Raw genomic sequence first — 17857 nt, forward strand, 5'->3', positions numbered from 1 at the left:
CGCCTTTGGTTCTAATAGGGAAAAATAGGCCTTTGAGGGGATAAAGATAGCAGATTTTGATGAACGGAAAAAGGACGTCAGGCCTTTGGCTTGTTGGGGATGACCGTATCGACTTTGATCTTCTGTATAATAAATGCGCCGATACGGCGGCCTTGCTCCAGCCCGTTCTCAATAGACGAGCGGTAGTGGATACCGCCATACAAGCGGCTGATGCCTGCCTCTTGTGCCGCGTGGGTAAAGGAGTTAAAATAGCGCTGGCCCGCGCCGTATTCCACTTCCGTGGTATCCATAAAAGCCACATTATCGCCGTACAGGCGGGTAAGGGTAACGGCGGCTGCGCCGGATACTACACTGTGCCCGCTGGTGTATTCCGGGAACGGCGGGGTTTGCAGCAGCGGCTCCCAGCCCTCATCAAAGGTTTGGTTGATAACGGTCTGCGGACGTATAACACGGCTGCGGAACTTCTCGTCCCAGCAGGAGATGAAGGCATCCAGCAGGGTGGCGGCGGTGAGCGCATAAGCCTGGCCGCTTTGTACATAACCTGCTTTTGCCTTACGGCTGGCAATGGCGGCAATGCCCATCCAGTGGCCGCCCGGCGTGATCTTTTTGGTAGCGAACATGGCATGGCCGGTATGGTGCATCACATAGGGGTTACAATCCCAGAAGCTGGCAATGGCCTTTTGCTCCTGGCTCAGGTTAATGCGGGCATTATATACTTCTTTCACTTCTTTATAGAAACTGCTGGTGGTATCCAGGTCGAATTGCAGGGCCGGTGGCGGCTGAAACTGGTTACAAGTATCCAGCATCAGGGGCTTAATACTGCTCCAGTAGGGCTCTACAGCATCCATATAATCCGGTGGGGTGGGTTGCCATACGCCTTTCTCGCGGGTAACGGTGTACCGGGGAAACCCACGGCTTTCCCGGTAGTTATCCTTGGCGGCGCGCTCCAGTACTTTGGCGGCCACGGCTTCCCCAAAAGCCATGGAGTTGGCAAAAGTGGTCTCGTTCACGCCGGCTTTACGGAAGCGGCCATACAGCTGCTGCTCAAATAATTTTAACGAGTCTGTAGAAAAGGTCACTTTCTGCGCTACGACCTGGAAGGCGCGCGCGCCCGCAAGCAGGTAGTTATATACCTTGCCCGGTTCGGGTTTGGGCATGGGCGGGAAACCGCGCATCTGGTCCGTGAGGGAAGGATACTGCGGCTCCTGGTAGCGCATGGTCTCATACATGGCCAGGCTGGTATAAGCGTAGATGCGGCTGGCTACCGGGGGTGAGAAGATATCATATACTATGATGTCTGTAAGGCGTTTTACAGAAGCGTGCACCACTTCCGGATCCTGCAGCAGTTTGGTATCTGAGGGTTGCGGGGCCTGGCAGGCAGGGATCAGGAGAACACAGCACAACAGGAAGCAAGCCATCCCTTTGGCACGGCCGGCCGCGGTAAAAAACCGGTTGATAATAGTATCGATACGTTGGTGGTATGTGGCGATAGCTACGTGCACGTTTAATGAAATTACTGATGAATGATCTTTATACAACTCATATTGCTGATAATGCGCTGGTAAACAGGAAAGGCGCCCCTCATTGCAGGGAAGCCGTTCTTTTCTGTCCGCGGTAATCTGTTATCTCTACAGACCTCACCGGGGCGGTAAATACCAGGCTGCGGCCGGATTGCGACAGGAAACCCTGCCCATAGCTGCATTCCTGTTTTTGTGTTTGCCCGCTGGCATAACGTACGGTAGCCCATGCATCATTAGGCCGCAGGGCCAGCTGTTGCACCGGTTGCCGTGCGCGGAAGATCTTTAGCGGCCCCTGGTTCTGAGAGGCGGCCAGGAGCAGGCGGCCCTGTCCGTCCTTTAGCTGTACAAGGGCCTTGCCATCGCCGGGAATGTAGATACCGCTGCTGCGGATGTCCATCGGCTCAAAGTCCCCTTTACCATTACCCAGCAGCACCAGGCCATCCAGGGCATCGTAGCGGCCTACGGATACTTCTGTGCCAAAGTCGTTGCCGTTAATGACCACATCCAGGTTGCCATCTCCGTTCACATCCGCCGCCACCATGCCATATAGCGGCGCAGCCTGGGCCAGTAAGGGCAGCGGGGTACAGGTAAAGCGGCCATTGCCTTTATTTTCCAGGTAGCAGGAGCGCAGGTTGGTGGCTTTTAGCTGCAGGGCGCCTTTGAGCTCTTCCGGTTTAAGCAGATCCTGTATGGTGGCTATTGCAAAATCGTGGTAACGGGGAAAGCGCGCCCGCATCATGATCATTTGTTTGATCAGGTCATCGCGGGTATGGGCGGGGAACTCCCTCTTTTTGCCGGTGCTGTCCGGCAAAAAGAGGGTGGGCACGGCATCAAAGCTGCCGTTTTTGTCAAAGTCCGCGGCATAAATGCATACCGGCTCTTTGGCGCTGGCCCTGTAGAGGGTATTAAGGCCGGTGTTGCCGGCTATATAGTCCATGTCACCGTCGTTATCAAAATCGCCGGCCACCAGGCTGCTCCACCAGCCGGCTTCCTGTTCCAGGCCGGTTTTGGCGCGCTCCAGCTTTCCCTGCCTGTTATGCAGGAAAACGGGGGCCATCCACTCCCCTGCCAGCAGCAGGTCTGTCCAGCCATCGTTATCATAATCTGTCCACAATGCGTCGCAGATCAACCCTACCTGTTGTAAGGCCGGGGCCGCTGCGGTGGTGATATCCGTAAATTTTACCTGGTCTTCCTTAGAGTCATTCCGCAATAGGTAACTATTGACCGGAACGGGGTATTTTCCAGGCTCTACCCGCCCGCCGATGAATAGATCCAAATCTCCATCCCGGTCGAAATCTGCCGCCTTTACGCACGATTTACTGGCATAAATGACGGGTATGGCGCCCTGCGCCTCCGTAAAGCTGCCTTTTCCGTTATTCAGGTACAGGCGGTCGCGGTAGCTGAGGCTGCCGGCCTTATTCTCACAACTGCCGCTGGCAATATAAAGGTCCAGGTCATTATCGCCATCCACATCCAGCAGCAGGCAGCCCATGTCCTCTGCCGCCTTACTGTCCGCCAAACCGGGCAGCAGGTCTTTTTGCGTAAAAGCGCCACCGGGCTCCTGTAACAGGAAGGCCCCTTTAAACTGGGTGGCGCCGCCAATGAAGATATCATCCAGCCCATTGCCGTCCACATCTCCCACGGCCAGGGCGGGACCGTACTGGGATAACTTATGGGGCAGCAGTTTCTGGTCATTAAAATCTATATAGTCAAACTCGTGGTGTATGAAATTAACGCCTACGCTGTCGGTAACCGTGGTGAACAGGGCTTTTACCGGCATCGCTTCTGTATCGGGTTTTAACTGGGACAGCGTATAATCGGCCACCAGCAACCGGTTGGCCGGCACGTTGCGCCAGGTTTGCACCCCACCGCCGGGCCAGGTCACTTTTACGGCCGTTACCGTGTCTACGGCGCCCAGGCCAAAATGCGCTACATTCTCTATAGAAGAGAGGTAACCGCGGTAGACCGTATTTTCATATACCTGTTGCTGCGGCCGCCCGTTCTGCTGGTAGCTGATCTCCACCAGGGCGCCCTGCGCCTGGGGATTGTGCGTGGGGCCTTTCCATTGTATACGCAGCCAGTGGGCCGGATTGGGTAATTGGTCGCTTTTGTTCTCGTAGATCTCCGCCTTGTCGTTGATGTTATTTACTACATAATCCAGGTCGCCATCGCCATCCAGGTCTGCGTAGGCGGCGCCATTGGAAAAAGAGGGCTGGTCCATGCCCCAGTCTTTGGCCACGTTGGTGAAGGTAAGATTGCCGTTATTGCGGAAGGCATAGTCCGGGATCTTTACCCGCGGCAGCTGATCCAGCATAAATTCCGTGGAGGCGTAGGGACCAGCGGTGGCGTGGAACGATACAAAATCGTGGTCTGTAATATCCCGGGGGAAACCGTTGGTAACAATGATATCCCGGTAGCCATCATTATCAAAATCCACTACCATGGGCGTCCAGCTCCAGTCTGTTTCCGCAATACCGGCCATAAAGCCAATATCGCTGAACGCTACGGCCGGTATGCTGTCCCCGCCGGGCACCGCGCCCCTGTTCAACTGCAGCATGTTACGCGGATACTGGTACTGGTAGCCATACTGGTCATTATTAATATAGGTAAAATAGTTGTTGGCGTTCATCATCATCTTCTTGCGCAGGTTGGTTTCCGGCAGCATATCCAGGCTCACAATATCCACCAGCCCGTCGTTATTGATGTCATTTACATCCGTTCCCATGGCGGAGTAGGCAGTGTGTTTGCAGTATTCCGCGGAACGGTCTGTGAACGTGCCGTTGTGGTTATTGATATAGAGGATGTCGTTGGACAGGAAATCGTTGGCCACATAGATATCCTTCCAGCCATCGCGGTTAATATCTGTGATATTGATGCCTAAACCGTAGCCTTCTATGAGAATGCCCGCCTGTTTGGATACGTTGGTATAGACCGGATGATGGAGGGAGTCGTTCCAGTCGTTACGGTACAGGCGGTCTGTATTCAGGCTGCTGCCATCGAGAGCGCGGGGTTTGTATTTGCTGGGAAAATGGGCGGAGTCTATCTGGTTGGTGAGCACATACAGGTCCAGGTCTCCATCGTTATCGTAATCAAAGAAAGCGCTCATGATGGAGTAGCCGGCGTCGTTTACGCCGTATTCCTTTGCCATTTCGCGGAATACAGGCACCCCGGTGGTTTTATCCACCCCCTGGTTTACAAACAGCATATTCTGGCGGCGGGTACTGTCTTTATTCATAGCGGCGCATATGTACAGGTCCATACGGCCATCGCTGTTAATATCCACTGCCGCTACGCCGGTGCACCATTTTCCATCGCCGCCTACGCCGGCCTTATCTGTTACATCTTTAAAATGCAGGTTGCCCTCATTCAGGTAAAGGCGGTTGGCCACCATATTACCGGTAAAACAGAGATCCGGCAGGCTGTCATTGTTAAAGTCTGCAATGGCTACGCCGCCGCCGTTGTAGATGTACTCAAAGTTGAGCACATTCAGGCTGTCGGTGTCTGTAATAATATTATTGAAATCGATGCCGGAGCGGGATGCATTGAGTGGTTGGAATAATGTAGGTCTTCGGTTACAGGAGCTGATAAGCCCTGCTAACATCCACATAAACAACCATAAACGAATGGTGGTTTTCATTGCCCTTAGTGATTTGTCCCTCAGTGAAGTGGTGTTCCCCTGTACGTGATGATGTGGCGGCTACAAACCAGGGGTAAATAAAAGAGAGGCACAAGTGCCTCTCCTTCCGCCATTCTAAAACCTGATCAATAATCAGGATTCTGTTTCAGAGCACTAACCCCGTTGGTCGCGCTCAAATCAATTTGCCGTTGCGGTATCGGGTAATAAATATTTTTCGGATCAACAAACCTGGCGCCTCTTAAAAGGCTCATGATGCCAGATTCGTATGCAATATAAGCATTTATCGCGGAACTTGCCTCTCCCCAGCGCACTAAATCAAAAAATCTGTGTCCTTCCATGGCCAGTTCAAGCTTCCGTTCAAAGTGGACGGCCTTCCTGGCATCGGCCTGTACCGTCCAAGCTGTCTTGTATGTGTTGATCACATAATTGGCAGCCAAACTACCATCCGGTCTTTTTACCCAGGCAGCGGTATCTTTCATAGCCCTTGTACGTACGTCATTTACATATTCCCGGGCTTTTTCCAGGGAACCGATCTCTACTTCGCATTCTGCAGCCCAGAGGAGCACATCAGCATAGCGGATCAGGATGTAATTGATGGCGGTGAGGCCGTTTGTCCAGGAGGAACCGTCTGTGAGGACTTTTTCCTGGGATTTGTAATATACATTCTTCTTGGGAGAATAAGGACCACCGTTTGACTGGTCACGAATCCAGGACACGCCCGGGTGGTTGCCCCAATCAAGATAAGGAATTCCCCTGCGGCCTACCGTCCAGTCAAGACGAGGATCGAGCGGGCCGGCATCCGGTGTAAAGGCAGCGCCTGCTGCTACGCCCTGGTCGCTCTTTACCTGGTTGGCGCCCGTGTTATAGGAACCATCCAGTAAGGGCAGCCCGGTAGTGGGGTTGGTGCGGTAAGAGTTCACCAGTTCCTGTGTAGGCTGGAAGAAACCGCAACATCCGCCCGGCGCACCGGCATCGGAATAAGGGAAATTCAGTATCTGATCAGGATTGGCGTTATTGCCAGCGCCGCCGTCATTAACGGAAGCCTGTACAGCAAATATGGATTCTGGGCCGTTCTTTGTGTCTGCGTTGTAATTGTCCGGGAAATGGGTTGCCAGGGCAAATTTGGTCCCTTTGGGATTTACGCCACTGGCGATAATGGCTTCCAGGAGGGGTTTAGCTTCCGCGTACTTTTTTTCGTACATATAGGCCTTAGCCAGGAAAGCGGCAGCTACCCATTTATTGGCGCGGCCTATCTGGGCCATGGCATTTGGCAGGGTATCGTAAGCTGCTTTCAGGTCTGCCTCAATTTTTGGCCAGGCGTCATCTGTGTTCGCTACTTTATAATTGCCGGCTACATAATCGATGGTCTCATCCACGTAAGGGATGTTGTTCCACATCTTCTTGGCTTCCAGGTGATAGAAACCGCGCAGGAAACGGGCTTCGCCCCGGATACGGGTACGGTCCTCATCGCTTACATCTGCCAGGGCCAATGCCTTGAGCACATTGTTTGCGCGGGCCACGCCATCGTATACCGCTTTCCATTTCACATTATAGAAATCATTGGTAGGCTGTGACTCATATCTTTCGATAGGGTTGATATCTGCCTGGTCACCGGCATTGGAGCCCTTATGCGCATCGCCACCGGCCATACTGCCATACACCCAGTTGGTACAGGACGCCTGCCAGTTGAAGCCGTTGTAGTTGCCGTCCAGCACCGCGTAGGCGCCTATGAGCAGCTCTTCTACCCCCTTTTTGGTGTTTACATCGGCGTCTCCAAGCTGGCCGATGGGGTTCCTGCTCAGGAAGGATTTTTTACACGCGTAAAAGACCACGCTCACCGTTCCCGCCAACAGCAACATCCCTATGATCGCTTTATTTTTCATCCGTTAAGATTTTAATATGTTTGAATGGCCCCTTTTCTTCCTGCCTGCTTTATTTTATCTGCAGCTCATGCATCGTTGTCAGGGCGCAGACAGGATACTATAGGTAGTCCGTTGAATGTTTATGATCAAAAAGTGGCGCTCAGACCCAGTATAAACTGGCGGGTAAGCGGATAGTTACCGTAGTCCACACCAAAATTGGTATCCACCCCACTCACCGCAGGGTCCAGGCCCTTGTATTTGGTGATGGTGAATACGTTGGTGGTCTGTACGTATACTTTCAGTTTTTCCATACCAATTGTCCGCGAGGTATAAGCGGGCAGCGTATAGCTGAGCTGCAGGTTGCGCGCCCGGATATAATCACCGTCTTCCATATAGTAGGAGTTAGGCTGGGTATTGGTGCTGAAGTTAGATACGTCTTCGAAAATGGGTACGGAAGTGTTCTTATTATTCGGCGTCCAGGAGCTCAACACACGGTCGCTGATGGCCTGTCCCGGGAAAGAGGGATAGAAGTCCGTAAACCAGCGGGTGTAGTTGATCACCTTAGAGCCTTGTACCATGTACAGGAACAGGTTCAGGTCAAAGCCTTTGTAACCAATGGTGAGGTCCAGGCCGGAGGTGAGGCGCGGGTTGGGATCGCCAAAGAACACGCGGTCATCCGGAGAGATCCTTTTATCGCCATTCACATCGCGGTATTTAAAGCGGCCGGGAGCAGCGCCATCCTGTATGGGGCTGTTCTTTACATCATTATCATCCTGGAAAAGGCCAATCACATCATAACCAAAGAAAGCGGAGATCGGGTGGCCTACTGCGTTACGGGTAAAGGTACCTATACGGGTGGAGCCGAAGCTGTTACCGTCAAAGTAATCTACGCCTTCCGCCAGTTTGGTGATCTCGTTCTTGTAGGTGGTTAGGGTAAGGTTGGCCTCATAACGCCAGTTCTTGGAGAAGTTACCGCGTTTGATGATCTGGAGGTCTATACCCTTGTTCAGCATACTGGCTACGTTAATGGTAGGATAGGTCACCTGTCCTAAAGTAGCGGCCAGTTCCGGGTTATAGAGCAGATCCCTGGTGCGTTTGTGATACCAGTCGAATATGATGTCCATGGTATTGTTGAACAACGTAACATCCATACCGATGTTGGTGGTAACGTTGGTTTCCCAGCGGCCTTCCGGGTTACCGATCCTGGCTTTGTTCAACCCTTCGAAAGTAGCAGTGTTAGCGCCATCTATAGCATAGGCAGAGAAAGAAGCACTGGCAGCATATAGGTTATATTGGTTGTTAAGATCTATACGTTGGTTCCCCATCAAACCCCAGCCGCCGCGGATCTTCAGTTCATTGAGCCAGGACACATTACGCAGGAAGTCTTCCTGGCTGATGCGCCAGCCGCCAGAGATAGCGGGGAAGGTACCATACCTGTTGGCGATACCAAAGTTAGAGGAGCCATCCCTTCTGAGCACAAAACTCAGCAGGTACCTGTCCAGCAGGGTGTAGTCTATTTTACCAAAGATGGAGAAGATATCGTTACCGGGGCTGCCATCACTGTTGGCAGTACGGCCGGAGGATTGCGTAGTAGTAAGTGTGCGGTAGTCTACCACATTGGTGAAGGGGTTCAGACCGGTGCCTGCCAGGTTACGGCCGGCGCCATCGCGGATGGCCTCTATGCCTACCAGGGCCTTGATATCGTGCATACCAAAGGTATGTTGATAGCGGAGGGTGTTGGTCCAGGTCCAGCTGTAACCATAACCTGCATTTTCGAATAACAGGTCGTTACCGATGTTCTCAGAGTTTTCGTATGTCTTGGGGGTGATACCATTTGCATAGAAGCTAAACAGGCCGCCACCAAAGCTACTGCGGAAGGTGAGGTCTTTTAAGATATCTGCTTCTGCATATACGTTACCGAAGATACCGAAGGCATGTCCTTTATTATCTTTTGCACGAGTTTGGTTAGCAACCGGGTTGCTGGGGTTATTAAACCCTTTAGCTGCGGTACCGGCCCATCCGCCGTTAATATCATAGATGGGTATGAGGGGGTTCATACGATAAGCCAGGGAAATGGCGTTACCCTCATCCAGGTTGGTGAGCTGCGGGTTATCCCTAAGCGCTATCTGGAAATTCTCACCTATACGTACCCTGTTCTTAATGGTAAATTCCGAGTTAGCGCGGACGGTGTAACGTTTAAGGTAAGTGCTCATTACCACACCCTGCTGGTTATAGTAACCCAGGCCCAGGTAGAAGCGGGAATTATCGCTACCGCCAGAGAGGCCTACAGAGTGTTGCTGGATGGGCGCTGTGCGGGTCACTGCATCATACCAGTCTGTACCGGCTTTATTGGCCCGTACGATCTGGTAGAGCGCACCTTTATTGGGATCGATATTATACAGGCTGGGATCAAGGGCAGGGTCACCTTCGAACAGGCCGGCTTTATCACCTGCCTTGATATAATCAGGCAATACGGGGTTTACGCCGTTGCCATACTGATCGTTCTTGGGATTGCCATTGGGCTCCAGCTTACCGGCATTGCGTAATGCGCTCCAGGTATAGTCTGCGGTTTGCTGGGGATTCAGGACCTTAAACCCTTTACCAGGGTTCTGCCATCCGTAGGAACCATCATAGGTAACCGTTAGTTTACCACGGGTACCGCGTTTGGTGGTGATCACGATCACACCGGCAGAGGCGCGGGCGCCGTATATAGAGGCGGAGCCGGCGTCTTTCAGTACGGTGGTGGTCTCAATATCAAAGCTGTTGATATTCTCAATACTGAAGGTAGGCACGCCATCTACGATATAGAGGGGCTCATTACCCGCAAAAGAGGCAAAGCCCCTGATACGTACCAGGCTGGTAGTACCAGGCTGACCGGAAGAAAGCACGGTTAAACCGGCAACGCGGCCCTGCAGCTGTTGTTCTGCATTACCGGCCGGTACGGCTACCAGTTCTTTGGCCTTTACCGTGGAAACGGCGCCTACGATCTCTTTACGTTGCTGGGTGGTATAACCAGTTACCACCAGTTCGTTGAGTGAGCTGGCAGAGGATTCCAGGCGGACATCAACGGTGGAGCCCTGTCCTACCGTCACTTCCAGGGGTTTAAACCCTACAAATGAAACGACCAGGGTGGCGTTGTCAGGCACTGTTAATGAAAAAGCACCATTCACATCGGTGACGGTGCCAGTGCTGGTGCCTTTAACCTGTACGGTAGCGCCTACTACAGGTTCGCTATTTTCAGAAGACGTAATATGCCCGGAAATTTTCCTGGTTTGGGCAAAGGTGCTGTTGACTAGGAGTAGAAATAACAGACAACAGCACCATGCCACCAGATTGTGGTAGATTTTTTTCATAACGTGGCTTTATAAAGGCTTTATGTGTGTGAATTATTTTTGCAAGATTTTGGTAGTTACTTTCGAGATAACAGCTTTATAATTCCTTTACAACGTGAATTTTGGTTGCGCTAATCAGATTTTGGTTTGTGCTCAGTGTCTTTATTGTTAACCCAATTTATAACTTTATTTTAACATTTGCAAGTATTTATTTCACATTTTTCAAAAAAACTTCCCTGAGTGCCAACACTCTATATAAATAAAACATAATGTCCGCGCATATTTATAATTTGTGTTAAAATGCTATATACAACATGAAAGTATTCATGAAAATATTCAACGTTTTCTTTTGCGTTGTTTTCATTGTATTTGCCGGGCTGCAGTACAATGATCCTGATCCCTATATCTGGATGCCCATCTATCTTTATGCAGCGGTGTTGTGCTGGCTGGCTTCCCGTAAGAAATTTTACCGGGGCGCTTACCTGATCGGTATTGTGGTGTACCTGGCCTATGCTACTTATCTCTTTTTTGATAAGTATGGCGTAATGGATTGGGCCACAGAGCATAACGCGGAGAATATTGCGCAGACAATGAAGGCGGGTAAACCCTGGATAGAGGAAACCCGGGAGTTTTTTGGGTTGTTTATATTGATCATCGTATTGCTGATCAATCATATATACTCCGGCCAGCGGGATATGAAAAAGCAGCGGAAGCAGGCGATGAAAATGAAAAAGCGGAGTTAGGCAAAAATTTGCAGCATCGTTTCAAAATAGGTGGGATACGGGTGTCAATGCAGTTGCAATGCAGTGTCAATGCAGTTACCATGCAATAACAAGGCTTTTTCCTCAAACGTTATGTAAATGCTGTTATGAAAAAACTGTATACGTTCTCTATTAAGAAAGCCCCTTTTAAAAGAAACCACCCAGCCGGAAAAGCCACACATTAATAATGGTGATCATAAATATGCAATGTAGTACCTGGCGGTCATGATAGCGGTATAGTTTTATGGCGTTATAATGACCGTCTAGTAATACCTCCCTATCAGCTTATTTTCCACGATGGCTTTGCGTAGTTCCAACATGTTAACGGCCCCCTGCTGACGGAACACGATCTTCCCTCCAGGTTCCACCAGTACCGTATAGGGCAAGGCGCCCTGCCAGGCCGGATCCACCGCTTCTATCAACTGGTATTTATCGCTGCCGCTGTAGAGGTAGTTCTTATTGGACGCTTCCAGCTTTTTTAACTGGGCCAGCGCTTTGGCCATTTTTTCCGGACTGTCTGTAGTGATGGTAATGAACTCAAAATCACGCTCCCGGTACATACGGTCTGTGTTGATGAACTCCGGCAGCTCCTGTATGCAGGGGCCGCACCAGGTGGCCCATATATTAATAAGGCGCAGCTTATCCCCGTCGTTTCTGAGCAGCTGTTTGATACCGGCGGCATCCATGGTATCCAGGCTTACGGGGCGTTTAGCCCATTCCTCATGGATCTTTTTATTCCACTCATCCTTCCAGGCCCATTTAACGGAGCAGCCAAAGGTTTTCTGTACGGGGTTAGGCACTTCTTTGTGCGCCAACACCGCGTCTATGGCGCCGCGGATATCTTCCGCCTGCCCTGTTCCGGGTTTTTCCTTACTATCCAGGCGGCCGGAGTAACGCAGCTTGCGGGCCTCGTCAAATATAAAGGCATGCGGGGTGGCAATAGGCCCGTAGGCCAACGATACCTGCTGGTTATCCCCATCATACAGATAAGGGAAATTAAACCCGTGCTGTTTGGCGCGCAGCTGCATCTCCTCGTAGGTATCGCTCATCTCCGTGTAACCCAGTTCTCCCAGGTTCACTGCCTTGGGGCTGTTGGGCGAGATCACCACTACGGCTACCTGTTTAGGCACATAATCCTTCGTAAGCTGCTTAATGCGCTCCTCATAGGCCTGCGCCGTGGGGCAGTGGTTACAGCTAAAGACGATAGCCAATACTTTGGCTTTGGCAAAACTGCCGAGGGTATATGTTTTTCCATCTGTGCCTTTCAGGGAGAAAGCGGGCGCCGCCGCGCCGATGGATAGTGTTTTGGGCTCCGGGTGTTCCTGCGCCCAGGTGCTGATCGCGCCCAGCAGGAGCAACAGGCAGAATAATGGCTTTTTCATAACTGAAACGGGGATTGATAAGGTAGAATAAGATACCAAAACTTTCCGGAGTTTGGGCATAAAAAAAGAGACTGTACCAGGCGGTGGTACAGTCTCTTTGTAAAAAGTAAAATAAATAACTGCCTACTTCGTAGTCAATTGCCAGCTTTCGATGCCCAAGGGTGTTTTTTCATTGGGATCTGCGGCCTTGATGCGGAAGTACAGCGTATGTTGCTTGCCATCAGATACGGGCGTAAAGCTGATCAGGGCTGTATTGCGCTCCGGTGTGATCTTACCGCCGGGGCCAATGGTCACCGTGCCCAGGGAAGTACCCTGCAGGCCATCCAGCAGCGCTTCTACGGTATAGCCGTACTGGGGCGCCTGCTGCTCACCGTAGCTGATCTCAATACCGCTCACTTCTGTGAGGTCCAGGTTTTGATAAGCCGCCCAGCCGGTGGTATTAGCAGCCGGTATCAGGAACTTCTTACCATCATCTGTATAGGTGGACACGCCATCTGCTTTGTCGTAATCCCCTGCCTGGAGTTTAGAGTTGAACAGTTCTACCGCAGCGGAACCAGTGATGGGCTTAATGCCGGGGCCACCTTTATCCGTATAGCTGGCCATCAGGTAAAACACGCCTTTGTCCTTGAGGGGGTTGCCCACTGTAGGCTCAATAGCGTTGTTCAGCGGCAGGGATTGCGGCCGTTTGGCATCTGACGCCTGTGACATTACATATTCCACGATCTGGTGCGCCTCGCTATTGGAAAGCGTGGGGTGTGCAGACATAGCCGTCTCGCCCCATACGCCGCCACCGCCTTTGATGATCTTATTGGCCAGGTAATCCGGCGCAGCAGGATCATTCTTATATTTTTCCGCCACCTGTTTAAAGGAAGGCCCGATGGATTTCTCATCCAGTTTATGACAGGTCTTACAATCGCCGGCTTCCATGATGTTCTTACCGGCAATAGCGCCGGTGATCACCTGGTGGCCCTGCGGCAGCGCGGCTTTATCCCGGCCTTCCACATACTCTGCTTTTACAAAGATGTTGGATGCGTCCAGTTTGCCATCTGCAGTAGTACCGTCTTCACGGTCATTTACCGTAACGGTGTAGTGTACCAGCTTGCCCGGGAAGTAGAACATCTTGTTACCGGTGATGTCTATTTTCACCTCCGGCGTTTCGTTACCGGCGTAGAGGGAAGTGGTGGAGGTGCGGGTACTGGCGCCTTTATCATCCGTTACCTCTACGGCTACCGGGTATTCGCCGGCAGTGGTGTAGGTGTATTCGATCTCCGGCTCTGTGCTTTCCTTTTTGTCGCCGTTGCCAAAGAACCACAGGTACTTCAGCTGGTCGCCATCAGGGTCTACAGATTTTTTAGCGCTCAGTTTTACTTTAAAGGGCAGTCCACCGGTAAGCTTATTTACCGATAATACGGCTTTGGGCGGGCGGTTGCCACCGTTAAAGTCAATACGGGACAGGGCAGCGTCTGCATTCTTGCTGAACCAGCCATTACCGTATTCCAGTATATACATACGTCCGTCAGGACCCATTTCCATATCGATAGGCGCATTGAGCTTGGTATGCTCCATGAACGGCTCCATCTTGGAAAAGCTGCCGTCCGGGTTCATGGTCACGGCTTTGATCCAGCCGCGGATCCAGTCATATATAAACAGCTTATCGTTGTAGTAATCCGGGAAGCGGGTCTCTTTAGGATAGTACTCGCTGTGATAGATAGGACCCGCCATGGCGTTACGGCCACCGCTGCCCACCTGCGGGAAGTCCGGCGATTTGGCATATGGATACCAGATAAATGCCGGCTGTGCAGGCGGCAGATCTTTGATACCCGTATTGTTCCTGGAATTATTGACCGGTTTCTCCGGGTTAAAAGCAGGACCGCTTTCGCCGGTGCCATAGTCATATAAACGGTAGGGGTAGTTATTCCCTACAAACATGGGATAACCAAAGTTACCGGCCTTTTTTGCCTGGTTCACCTCATCGTAGCCACGGGGACCACGGTTGGGATCATCATTATTGGCGTCCGGGCCTACTTCGCCCCAATAGAGATAACCAGTTTTCTTATCCACGGATATACGGTAAGGGTTACGTGTACCCATGACGTATACTTCCGGACGTGTTTTAGGCGTACCTGGTTTGAACAGGTTGCCTTCCGGGATGGTATAGCTACCATCAGGGCTTACCTTTATACGCAGGATCTTACCGCGCAGGTCATTACTATTGGCGCCGGTGCGGCGGTCATCATATTGCATATGACCGGGACGGTCGTCCAGCGGAGCGTAACCTTTGCTGGTGTATTGCTGGCCGGGCTCGTCAAACGGCGTACTGTTATCGCCCGTAGAGAGGTACAGCAGTCCGCTGCCGTCAAATGTGAGGGAGCCGCCGGTGTGGCAGCAGATCTGGCGTTGAGAGTACAGCTGCAGGATGATCTTTTCTGAAGCGGTATCTATTACGCCATTCTCAAATTTAAAACGGGACAGGCGGTTCACTGATGTATCTATGGGGGAATAGTACATATATACGTAGTGGTTATTCTTAAAGTCCGGATCCGCGGTAATACCCAGCAGACCTTCTTCCGCATTTACGTTAGGCACATCTGTCTTGTGATATACCCTTAACGCGCCTGCCTGGAAGATCTTTTTGGTAGCGGGATCCCAGTACAGTATCTCGCCGCGGCGCTGTACCACCAGGATGCTCAGATCCGGCAGCACGGCCATTTCCGTAGGCTCAAAGAATTCGCCGGCAACCAGTGTTGTTTTGGTAAAGCGGTCTTCTTCCGGTACGCGCAGCGTAGTAGCTTTTGCGTAGTCCAGCATACGGTTACCGCCTATGGCATATTGAATGCCGCCCAGGATATGTTTCAGGTAAGTAGCTTCGGTGTAGCTTTCATCTGTATGGCCCAGCTCTGTGTAGAAAGCGCGGCCGCCATCGAAATCATGGTACCAGCTAATGGGATGATCGCCCATGGTGCCGCCCTGGTAGGTCTTTTCATCTACCGTGATCAGTACATGGGTGGTTTTATTCAGCTTCTTGAAATTATACCACTCGTCAGTATGCTCCCATTTTTCCGGCAGGTCTTTGGTGGCGGCAAAGGTTTTATCCTTTACCGTTAGCGTGGCCTTGTGCACGCCGGGCGGATGGTTATCAAAATAGGCGCCTACCAGCTGGCCGTACCAGCCCCAGTCGTATTCAGTGTCCGTAGCGGAATGTATACCTACAAAACCGCCGCCGGCCTGGATATACCTTTCAAAATCTGCCTCCTGGTAGTTGTTAAGCACATCGCCGGTGGTGTTCAGGAAGATCACCGCGGAGTATTGCTGCAGGGAGTCTTCGTTGAACTTATCGGCATTTACGGTGGTATCCACTTCGAAGCCATTATCTTCTCCCAGTTTGGTGATGGCTTTTATACCTGCGGGTATAGAGGAGTGGTGGAAACCCGCTGTTTTTGTAAACACCAGTACTTTGGGTTTACCGGGCCGGGTTTTATGACAGCCGGTAATGAGGACGCCCAGGCCCAGCATTACCGTGATAGCGAATATATATCTCATTTCTTAAGTTGATGCTTATGCTTTCTTTTTTCCGTGACCGGTACCCATTGCATAGCGGATACCGCCCAGTACATGTTTTAAATACAGGGGATCTGCATAGGATTCTTTGGTATGGCCCATCTCTGTATAAAAGGCGCGGCCGCCGTCAAAATCATGATACCAGCACATAGGATGGTTATCCCCGTTCTTTCCTCCCTCGTAGGAGGTTTCATCTATCTTAATGAGCACGTGCACGTCCGGATTCAGGTCCTTAAAGTTATACCATTCATCCTTACGTACCCACTTTTCCGGCAGGTGCGCCGTAGCGGCGTTTTTGCGGTCCACTACCAGTAAGGTAGCCTCCTGCTGTTTGGGATGGCTGAGGAACCAGGCGCCTACCAGTTTGTTATACCAGGGCCAGTCATACTCCGTATCCGTGGCGGCATGGATGCCCATAAAGCCGCCACCGTTGCGGATATAACCTTCCATGGCAGTTTGCTGCGCATCATCCAGCACATTGCCGGTGGTACAGAGGAACATAATGGCGGCGTATTGTTTCAGGTTATCCGGCGTAAATACGCTGGCGTCTTCCGTGGTATCTACTTCAAAACCGTTCTCGCTGCCCAGCTTTATCATCGCCAGCTTGCCAACGGGGATACAGTCGTGGCGGAAACCCATGGTCTTTGAAAATACCAGCAATTTAGGCTTTGGCTTTGCATCTGCGGATAGTAACGCCCCGATCAGCAGCAGGAAGAGGGCCCATGTTTTTGTGCTCATAAAGTTATAGTTACGTTACGTGGAAGAATAAGATACTATTTGGGAAATGATCAATTACGGATGTACATCGTTGTCCGTAATTGACCATTTGTAATTACTACTATAATACGTGTATTTTAACATCCCTGTACCATACCTGGTGGCCATGGTCCTGCAGGGCGATATGACCTTTTGCGTATTGTGCAAAGCCGGGCCATGTTTTGAACTTGCTGTGCGCCAGCATGTCCTTCCACTCATCGGAGCCTATCACTACAGAGGCGGTTTCCACGCCGTTGAGCCACAGGGTCACTTTGCCATCTTTCTTCAGTATTTTGGCCTGGTTCCACTCTCCTACCGGTTTAGCGGGATTCTGGGGGGCTTTCTTCAGGTCATACAGATCGCCGGAATTATGTTTGGTGATCTTGCCATCCGGGTGTTTGGCATCGTCCAGCACCTGCATTTCCGGGCCGGTGAGGTAGGTTTGTTTGAACTGGGGATCTTCGTGTACGCTGAAGATGATACCGCTGTTACCGCCTTCGGATATTTTCCACTGCACGGACAGTTCGAAGTTCTCATATTCATCGTTGGTCACCAGGTCGCCATGAGGCGCGCCGGCGCTTTTCTGCACGGCGGGGTCCAGTTCCAGTGCGCCGTCCGTTACTTTCCAGGCGGGGCTTACATCTTTTTGCAGGTAGGTATGCCAGCCGGTGGTAGTTTTACCATCAAACAGCAGTTTCCATCCTTCCTTCTTTTCTTTGGAAGTGAGTGTGTTCACTTTCTGTGCCGTTGCAGACGTAGCGATCAATGCGCCCATTAACAGGGCGGAGCTGAATAGTTTCATATTAAAGTTCCTGATTTTACTGAGTGGGTGGATGGTGCGCCGTATGAAGAGCGTACTATTGAACGATTGTTCCATAACTGAGTACCTTTTATTCATTTTAGCAGCCGTAAAGTATATAAGAATAATTGCTTTTCCGTATTGTTTTTTATGAGCGGAGGCGCCCATATTCATCTGCTGTAGCGTATCTGCTCTGTTACCGGCATGACAATACTTTACGTACCGTTTGACCGGCCGCATGGTTTCCGTA

Annotated in this window: 9 protein-coding genes; 1 reads left to right on the forward strand and 8 read right to left on the reverse strand. The window is 51.3% G+C overall.

The features are described from left to right. Positions 1-77 precede the first annotated feature (77 nt). The 4 genes from F0L74_RS32470 to F0L74_RS32485 all read right to left on the reverse strand — a co-directional run bounded on the left by F0L74_RS32470 (position 78) and on the right by F0L74_RS32485 (position 10372). Positions 78-1502 (reverse strand): vanadium-dependent haloperoxidase, encoded by a 1425-nt coding sequence (locus F0L74_RS32470; RefSeq protein ID WP_213087123.1) that lies wholly within the window; start codon positions 1500-1502, stop codon positions 78-80. Between the two features lie 79 nt (positions 1503-1581). Further along, complete coding sequence (locus tag F0L74_RS32475) at positions 1582-5157, reverse strand: VCBS repeat-containing protein (protein ID WP_149842027.1); 3576 nt, start codon at positions 5155-5157, stop codon at positions 1582-1584. Between the two features lie 125 nt (positions 5158-5282). Next, positions 5283-7040 (reverse strand): RagB/SusD family nutrient uptake outer membrane protein, encoded by a 1758-nt coding sequence (locus tag F0L74_RS32480; RefSeq protein WP_149842028.1) that lies wholly within the window; start codon positions 7038-7040, stop codon positions 5283-5285. Positions 7041-7165: 125 nt separating this feature from the next. Continuing rightward, positions 7166-10372, reverse strand: a complete 3207-nt coding sequence (locus tag F0L74_RS32485) for a SusC/RagA family TonB-linked outer membrane protein (RefSeq protein ID WP_149842029.1) — start codon at positions 10370-10372, stop codon at positions 7166-7168. A 293-nt stretch (positions 10373-10665) separates the two neighbouring features. Here F0L74_RS32485 and F0L74_RS32490 point away from each other — a divergent pair, with 293 nt between their 5' ends. Then, complete coding sequence (locus F0L74_RS32490; RefSeq protein ID WP_149842030.1) at positions 10666-11094, forward strand: transmembrane 220 family protein; 429 nt, start codon at positions 10666-10668, stop codon at positions 11092-11094. Between the two features lie 281 nt (positions 11095-11375). Here F0L74_RS32490 and F0L74_RS32495 read toward each other — a convergent pair whose 3' ends face one another. The 4 genes from F0L74_RS32495 to F0L74_RS32510 all read right to left on the reverse strand — a co-directional run bounded on the left by F0L74_RS32495 (position 11376) and on the right by F0L74_RS32510 (position 17685). Further along, positions 11376-12494: a redoxin family protein gene (locus F0L74_RS32495; protein WP_149842031.1), complete on the reverse strand. Its 1119-nt coding sequence runs from the start codon at positions 12492-12494 to the stop codon at positions 11376-11378. A 123-nt stretch (positions 12495-12617) separates the two neighbouring features. Continuing rightward, the gene (locus F0L74_RS32500) at positions 12618-16034 is read right to left on the reverse strand and encodes a ThuA domain-containing protein (RefSeq protein WP_149842032.1); all 3417 of its coding nucleotides are present in this window, start codon (positions 16032-16034) and stop codon (positions 12618-12620) included. 15 nt (positions 16035-16049) lie between these two features. Beyond that, positions 16050-16790 carry a ThuA domain-containing protein gene (locus F0L74_RS32505; RefSeq protein ID WP_149842033.1) on the reverse strand — a complete coding sequence of 247 codons (741 nt, stop codon included), beginning with the start codon at positions 16788-16790 and terminating at the stop codon, positions 16050-16052. Between the two features lie 100 nt (positions 16791-16890). Next, positions 16891-17685, reverse strand: a complete 795-nt coding sequence (locus tag F0L74_RS32510; protein ID WP_246197904.1) for a 3-keto-disaccharide hydrolase — start codon at positions 17683-17685, stop codon at positions 16891-16893. Positions 17686-17857: the final 172 nt, after the last annotated feature.

The sequence above is a fragment of the Chitinophaga agrisoli genome (assembly GCF_008386695.1).
GTDB classification, from domain to species: Bacteria; Bacteroidota; Bacteroidia; order Chitinophagales; family Chitinophagaceae; genus Chitinophaga; species Chitinophaga agrisoli.

Coding starts and splice junctions, on each gene's coding strand:
- F0L74_RS32475 (WP_149842027.1), bottom strand. CDS start 5,157: ATGAAAACCACCATTCGTTTATGGTTGTTTATGTGGATGTTAGCAGGG.
- F0L74_RS32480 (WP_149842028.1), bottom strand. CDS start 7,040: ATGAAAAATAAAGCGATCATAGGGATGTTGCTGTTGGCGGGAACGGTG.
- F0L74_RS32485 (WP_149842029.1), bottom strand. CDS start 10,372: ATGAAAAAAATCTACCACAATCTGGTGGCATGGTGCTGTTGTCTGTTA.
- F0L74_RS32490 (WP_149842030.1), top strand. CDS start 10,666: ATGAAAGTATTCATGAAAATATTCAACGTTTTCTTTTGCGTTGTTTTC.
- F0L74_RS32495 (WP_149842031.1), bottom strand. CDS start 12,494: ATGAAAAAGCCATTATTCTGCCTGTTGCTCCTGCTGGGCGCGATCAGC.
- F0L74_RS32500 (WP_149842032.1), bottom strand. CDS start 16,034: ATGAGATATATATTCGCTATCACGGTAATGCTGGGCCTGGGCGTCCTC.
- F0L74_RS32505 (WP_149842033.1), bottom strand. CDS start 16,790: ATGAGCACAAAAACATGGGCCCTCTTCCTGCTGCTGATCGGGGCGTTA.
- F0L74_RS32510 (WP_246197904.1), bottom strand. CDS start 17,685: ATGGAACAATCGTTCAATAGTACGCTCTTCATACGGCGCACCATCCAC.